Source organism: uncultured Mycobacterium sp. (assembly GCF_964249325.1).
GTDB lineage: Bacteria > Actinomycetota > Actinomycetes > Mycobacteriales > Mycobacteriaceae > Mycobacterium.
Genome location: NZ_CAXUCH010000189.1, coordinates 2,218 through 8,635, shown reverse-complemented (window position 1 = coordinate 8,635; position 6,418 = coordinate 2,218). Strand labels below are relative to the sequence as shown.

5 protein-coding genes are annotated in these 6,418 nt (G+C 66.7%); 1 reads left to right on the top strand and 4 read right to left on the bottom strand.

Translation table 11 applies throughout. The features are described from left to right. The coding region (locus ACFE99_RS19160; protein WP_375488012.1) for a universal stress protein at nucleotides 1-176 on the bottom strand (176 nt) is incomplete at its 3' end. Nucleotides 177-485: 309 nt separating this feature from the next. On the opposite strand from ACFE99_RS19160, the gene ACFE99_RS19155 reads away from it, so the two are divergent. Further along, nucleotides 486-2,051, top strand: coding sequence for a hypothetical protein (locus tag ACFE99_RS19155; protein WP_375488011.1), 1,566 nt, complete (start codon nucleotides 486-488; stop codon nucleotides 2,049-2,051). Between the two features lie 31 nt (nucleotides 2,052-2,082). Here the strand turns inward: ACFE99_RS19155 and ACFE99_RS19150 are convergent, their stop codons facing one another. The 3 genes from ACFE99_RS19150 to ACFE99_RS19140 form a co-directional block, all read right to left on the bottom strand. Then, nucleotides 2,083-3,525 (bottom strand): MFS transporter, encoded by a 1,443-nt coding sequence (locus ACFE99_RS19150; RefSeq protein WP_375488009.1) that lies wholly within the window; start codon nucleotides 3,523-3,525, stop codon nucleotides 2,083-2,085. Next, entirely contained in the window at nucleotides 3,522-5,690 is a 2,169-nt protein-coding gene (gene uvrB, locus ACFE99_RS19145) for an excinuclease ABC subunit UvrB (RefSeq protein WP_375488008.1), read from the bottom strand. The genes ACFE99_RS19150 and uvrB overlap by 4 nt, the downstream gene beginning before the upstream one ends. Nucleotides 5,691-5,834: 144 nt before the next feature. Beyond that, on the bottom strand, nucleotides 5,835-6,284 hold the full coding sequence (locus tag ACFE99_RS19140; protein WP_375488007.1) for a hypothetical protein: 450 nt from the start codon (nucleotides 6,282-6,284) through the stop codon (nucleotides 5,835-5,837). Between the last annotated feature and the right edge of the window lie 134 nt (nucleotides 6,285-6,418).

The window sequence follows — 6,418 nt, the reverse complement described above, 5'->3', positions numbered from 1 at the left end:
TTGTAGCTCTCGTCCTTCAAGGCGTCGGCGGCTCGAGGATCGTCCGGTTGGGGCAAGTACGCCGACGCGACTATCAGCTTCGCGTTCGCTCCCGCGATGTGGCCTGCCCGGTCCACCGCGCGCAGCGACGAGTCCGAGCCGTCGGTTCCTACCACCACGGTCCGATAGGCGCTCATTTACCCTCCCAGGTGTTGGTTGCTACGCCAACCCAAGACAGTAACGCGTTGCCGGATACGGGTGGGTCGGATTTGCGACACAGTCAGCGCCGCCGGCCGCCGGACTGCGCCCAGCTCAGGGCGCCCGGCTCACCGGCGCTACCGTCGATCGGTTCCGGTTATCGCGGAAAGCATTGGGCTGCAAACTGTTAACGTCCTAGCGGTGCGGGAGGCCAGATCACGCGCTCGATAGTGGACGATATGGGGTGATTGAGCCGCGCCGGCGGTGGTAATCAGGTTCACCCCATGAGCCCTACAGTGACAACCATCATGTCCGTGTCGACAGCCGAGCAGCCCGCCGAGACGGCGGTCGCTGGCCCGCCGGTACCTTCACGCCGTGGCGGCAGGCTGTTCGACCCCTTAGCGGTCGCGGCGGTGGCTGCCGTCATCAGCGCTGCGGGCGCAAGTCGGCCGTCGCTGTGGTTCGACGAGGGAGCCACCATCTCGGCGTCCGCGAGCCGTTCACTATCGGAGCTGTGGCGACTGCTGGGCGACATCGACGCCGTGCACGGCCTCTACTACCTGGTGATGCACGGCTGGTTCACCTTGTTTCCCCCGACCGAGTTCTGGTCGCGCGTCCCCAGTTGCCTGGCCACGGGCGCCGCCGCGGCAGGTGTCGTCGTCTTCACCAAGCAGTTCTGTCCGCGCACGACCGCGGTGTGCGCCGGGTTGGTGTTGGCGATTCTGCCGCGCGCTACCTGGGCCGGAATCGAGGCCCGCTCGTACGCGTTTGCCGCGGCCGCCGCGGTCTGGCTGACCGTGCTGCTGGTGGCTTCGGTACGCCGCAACCGGGCGTGGCTGTGGCTGCTGTACGCGCTGGGGCTGGCGCTGTCGGTGCTGCTCAACATCTACCAAGTGCTCCTGGTGCCGGCTTATGCGGCGGTGATGCCGCCGATCGCCCGCAGGAGGTCTGCCGTCGTCTGGTGGGCGATCGCATCGGCCGTGGTGGTGGGCGCCTTGACACCGTTCATGCTGTTCGCCCACGGCCAGCGGTATCAGGTGTCCTGGATCTTTCCGCTCAACTGGCACAACGTCATCGACGTCGCGCAACACCAGTACTTCGACAACAGCGTCCCGTTCGCGGTGCTGGCGGCCGTCGTGATCGTCGTTGCGGTCACGCTTGCGTTCACCAAGGGGCACCGCCCGGCCGGGGACACGCGCACGCTGCTGCTGGTGTGCGCGGCGTGGATGGCGATCCCCACCGCTGTCAGCCTGATCTTTTCGGCGATCAGCGAGCCGATGTATTACGCGCGCTATCTGTGCTTCACCGCGCCGGCGATGGCCGTCGTTTTGGCCGTGTGCGTTGTCACGATCACCACCAGGCCGTGGGCCGTCGCCGGCGTGTTGATCGTATTCGCGGCCGCCGCTTTCCCGAATTACATGTTGTCGCAGCGCGGCCCGTATGCCAAAGAAGGCTGGGACTACAGCCAGGTGGCCGACGTCGTCAGCGCGCATGCAACCCCGGGCGACTGCCTAGTGGTCGACAACACCGTGTTGTGGGCACCCGGGCCCATCCGTGCACTGCTGGCCACCCGGCCGGCCGCTTTCAAACCGCTGGTCGACGTGGGACGCGGCGCCCGGGGACTCGACCGCGGCACGCTGTGGGACGGCCACGTCGCGGTTTGGCTGGTCATGGACAAGCTCAGAAAGTGCACCACGGTGTGGACGATCACCAACCACGACACGACACTGCCCGACCATCAAATCGGGCAATCGCTGCCACCGGGACCGGTTTTCGGGCGCGCACCGGCGTATCAGTTCCCCCGCAAGCTCGGCTTCCGCATTGTCGAGCGCTGGCAACTCCACCGCACCCAAGTACTCAAGTCGACTCGCTGATCCGTTGCGCTGCAACGTAATCGATTGCACGTTACATGCAACCGGCCTGCCGCTCACTGGGATTCGCGGGGCCGCACAGCTGTCCACGGGTGGCGCGGTAGGAAGCCGCGACACCGACGGCGGCCAGTACGGTGAACACCGTGAACAGCCAGCGGGCCGACATCACCGCGCCGCCGTTCGCCTCGTTGACCAATACACCGGCCAGTCCGGCGCCGACTGCCGCGGAGATCACCTGCACGATGTTGATCCCGGCGGCCGCTGCGCCGCTTTCAGCTGGGTCGTCGACGCAGCCCATCGCCCAGGCTGACAGGTGCGGCCAGGCGACGCCGATCCCGGTTCCCGCCACCAGTAAGCCCACCACCCACACCGCGACCACGCCGATCGGTGCGTCGTCGGATTGGGTGACGGCACCGAGCGCTAACCCGACCGCCATGACCGCAGGGGCGGCCGTGACCACGCGCGCGATGAGGCGCGGGTTCCTCAGCGACGCGCTGACCAGCTCGCTGACCGTCCAGCCGACTGCCAGCGCCGCGCCCAGGAAGCCGGCCACCACCGGGGACAAATGAGCCAGCCGTTGGCCGAACAGCGGCACATAAGTGTCGACCATCGCGGTAGCCAGCAGCAGCGCCTGCGTCAGATAAATCCATTTCAACGGCCCGGGACCGAAAGCGCTGGGCGGCAACGCCGATGACGACAGCCGCCGGTCGACGAGCACAAACACCACGACCAGGAGCGCGCCGGCCACGAGCAGCGCTGCGGTCGCGGCGAGCTTGTGCGGCAACTCAGCGACGCTGACTGCCAACGCGGCAGCGCCCAGCAGCAGCAACGGCCATACGGGGACCTTCGTCGCGGACACCCTGCTGCGGTCGACACGGCCCGCGGCCAGCACCACCGGCACCAGCAGCCCAATCGCGGCGGTCAGCATCGCCACCGCGCCAAATGCCCACCGCCACAGCCCGAATTGCGCGAACAAGCCCCCCACCGCTGGCCCGACCACCGTGGCGACCCCCCACATCACCGACACCAGCGCCGATGCTCTGGTCCAAAGTCCTTGCGGCAAAGCGGAATTGATGACCGCGTAGCCGAGACCGGCCAGTAGACCACCGGCAGCGCCCTGCAGGGCGCGGCCGCCCAGCAGGACCTCCATGCTCGGCGAAGCAGCGCATACCAGGCTGCCGAGGCCGAACACCGCCAGCCCCAGCAGGTAGGACGAGCGTGCCCCGATGCGCAGCAGCACCGAGTTGACCGCGGTCGCCGCAATCACCGATCCGACCAGGTACAGCGTCGTGACCCAGGCGTACAGCCGCTCGCCGCCGATGTCGGCGACGCTGCTGGGCAGCAGGCTGATCGTCAGAAATTCGTTGATGGCATACAACGCCACTCCGCCGGCCAGCAGGGTCGAGGTTCCCAGATACCGGCGGCCCAGCAGTTCACGCCAGCTGCCCGCGGTGCCGGTGAAGACCGGTGAGCTCACTTGATGCCGGCGGCATCCATGGCGCGCAGTTCCTTCTTCAGGTCGGCGATCTCGTCGCGGAACCGCGCGGCCAGCTCGAACTGCAAACCCCGCGCGGCGGCCATCATCTGGTCGGTGAGATCCTTGATCAGGTCAGCCAATTCCGCGCGCGGCATATTGGCGGTGTTGCGGCCCTCGAAGATTCCCGCGCTGACCGCGCGTCCCGGCTCGCCCTGGGCGCGTCGGCCGCGTGACACGCTGCGCCCGGAGCCGATCTCCACGGTTTCGCTGTCGTCGGCTTCGGTGTAGACGCGGTCGAGGATGTCGGCGATCTTCTTGCGCAGTGGCTTTGGATCAATGCCGTTGGCCTGGTTGTAGGCGATCTGCTTGGCGCGCCGCCGTTCGGTTTCGTCGATGGCTTCCTTCATCGAGTCGGTCGTGGTGTCGGCGTACAGGTGCACTTCACCGGAGACGTTGCGGGCGGCTCGGCCGATGGTCTGGATCAGGCTGCGCGTCGACCGCAGAAAGCCTTCCTTGTCGGCGTCGAGGATCGACACCAATGACACCTCCGGCAGGTCCAGGCCTTCCCGCAGCAGGTTGATGCCGACCAGCACGTCGAACTCGCCGAGCCGCAGCTGCCGCAGCAGCTCGACCCGACGCAGCGTGTCGACCTCGGAGTGCAGATAGCGGACCCGAATGCCCATCTCGAGCAGGTAGTCGGTGAGGTCTTCGGCCATCTTCTTGGTCAGCGTCGTCACCAGCACCCGCTCGTCGGCCTTGGCGCGTTTGCGGATTTCGCCGATCAGGTCGTCGATCTGCCCCTTCGTCGGCTTGACCACGACCTTGGGGTCCACCAGCCCGGTGGGCCGGATCACCTGCTCGACGAACTCGCCGCCCGTTCGGCTGAGCTCGTAGGGACCCGGTGTGGCGGACAGGTACACGGTCTGACCGATCCGGGACGCGAACTCTTCCCAGGTCAGCGGCCGGTTGTCGCATGCCGAAGGCAACCGGAACCCGTACTCCACGAGGTTGCGCTTGCGTGACATGTCGCCCTCGTACATGCCGCCGATCTGCGGCACGGTGACGTGCGACTCGTCGATGACGAGCAGGAAGTCCTCCGGGAAGTAGTCGAGCAGCGTGGCCGGCGGCGTGCCGGGGCCGCGGCCGTCGATGTGGCGCGAGTAGTTCTCGATGCCGGAGCAGAAGCCGACCTGGCGCATCATCTCGATGTCGTATGCGGTGCGCATCCGCAGCCGCTGCGCTTCCAGCAGTTTGCCTTGGCCCTCGAGTTCGGTCAGCCGCTCGGCCAGCTCCTCCTCGATGGTCGAGATGGCGTGCGCCATCCGCTCCGGCCCGGCCACGTAGTGGGTGGCGGGGAAGATCCGCAGCGAGTCGACTTTGCGGATCACCTCACCGGTCAGCGGGTGCAGGTAATAGAGCGCTTCGATCTCGTCGCCGAAGTACTCGATGCGGACGGCCAGCTCCTCATAGGAGGGGATGATCTCGACGGTGTCGCCGCGCACCCGGAACGAGCCGCGGGTGAACGACAAGTCGTTTCGGGTGTATTGCACGTCGACCAGCAGCCGCAGCAGTGCATCGCGGGGCACTTCCTCGCCCACCGCCAGCTCGACGGAGCGGTCCAGATAGGACTGCGGCGTGCCCAGGCCGTAGATGCACGACACCGAGGCCACGACCACCACGTCGCGCCGCGACAGCAGCGCCGAGGTCGCCGAATGCCGCAGCCGCTCCACGTCGTCGTTGATGGAGCTGTCCTTTTCGATGTAGGTGTCGGTCTGCGCGATGTACGCCTCGGGCTGGTAGTAGTCGTAGTACGACACGAAGTACTCAACTGCGTTGTGCGGCAACATCTCCCGCAGTTCGTTGGCGATCTGGGCGGCGAGGGTCTTGTTCGGCTCCATCACCAGGGTGGGCCGCTGCAAACGTTCGATAAGCCAGGCGGTGGTGGCCGACTTGCCGGTGCCTGTGGCACCCAGTAGCACCACATCCTTCTCCCCCGCCTTGATGCGCCGCTCCAACTCGTCGATGGCCGCGGGCTGGTCACCAGCCGGCGCGTACGGGCTGACCACCTCGAAGCGGCCGCCGGTGCGCACCAACCCTTCCACGGCCTCTCCGGCCGGGCGGTATTCGGAGTGCGCGACCACCGGATGTTCCGTAGCGAATGCCATGCCGTCCAGATTAGGCCCGGCCACCGACACGGAGGGCGACGATGAGGGCCGAGACGGCCCGAAAAGGAGCCCGACCACCGACTAACGAGGGCGACGATGAGGGCCGGGACGGCCCGAAAAAGGAGCCCCACCATTGAAAGGACGTTATCCCTGGTGGCGTGTCCATACCCGGGTGGCCGGGTCGCATTGGATCAGGTGTCCGTCGTCAGACATCGACATCGCGAACACCGGTATGTCGGGCTCGTCGCAGGAGGTTCCGATGAAATGAACTCCTGTGGTCACCGGCGCCTTGTCCCATGTGTTGCCTTCGCAGACGACTTGCTCGTTGGCGGTGGAGTCGTAGGCGATTTTGTCGATGTCGTTGCACGACCCGCCCACCACGGGTGCCGGGGAGGTAGCGCCCAACGCAACGGGGGTAACGGTGACTTTCGCAGGGTCTGCCAGGGTAACGTTCGCCGGCACATCGGCGACCCGGGTCGCGGTTACCGGAATCCGCAGTGTGGCCCCTTGTGCTCCGCAGTCGGCGCTCTGCACGGTTTGGATCTGCACTCCGCGCAGTGTGCCGTCAGGCTGCGGTGTCAAGGACCAGACCACCGTCTCGTCCTGTGTGGATGTCAGCGTTCGGTGTGCTTGCCGGCACTGCACCTGAACCTGTCTGGGCTCCCCTTGCCAGTGTCCGTCGACGAAATGCAGAACGCCGCCATTGCCGCTACCGCTGCCCTTTGCCA

Bases quoted from the DNA above. Each gene is read 5' to 3' on its own strand.
- ACFE99_RS19155 (WP_375488011.1), top strand. From the start codon at position 486: ATGTCCGTGTCGACAGCCGAGCAGCCCGCCGAGACGGCGGTCGCTGGC.
- uvrB (WP_375488008.1), bottom strand. From the start codon at position 5,690: ATGGCATTCGCTACGGAACATCCGGTGGTCGCGCACTCCGAATACCGC.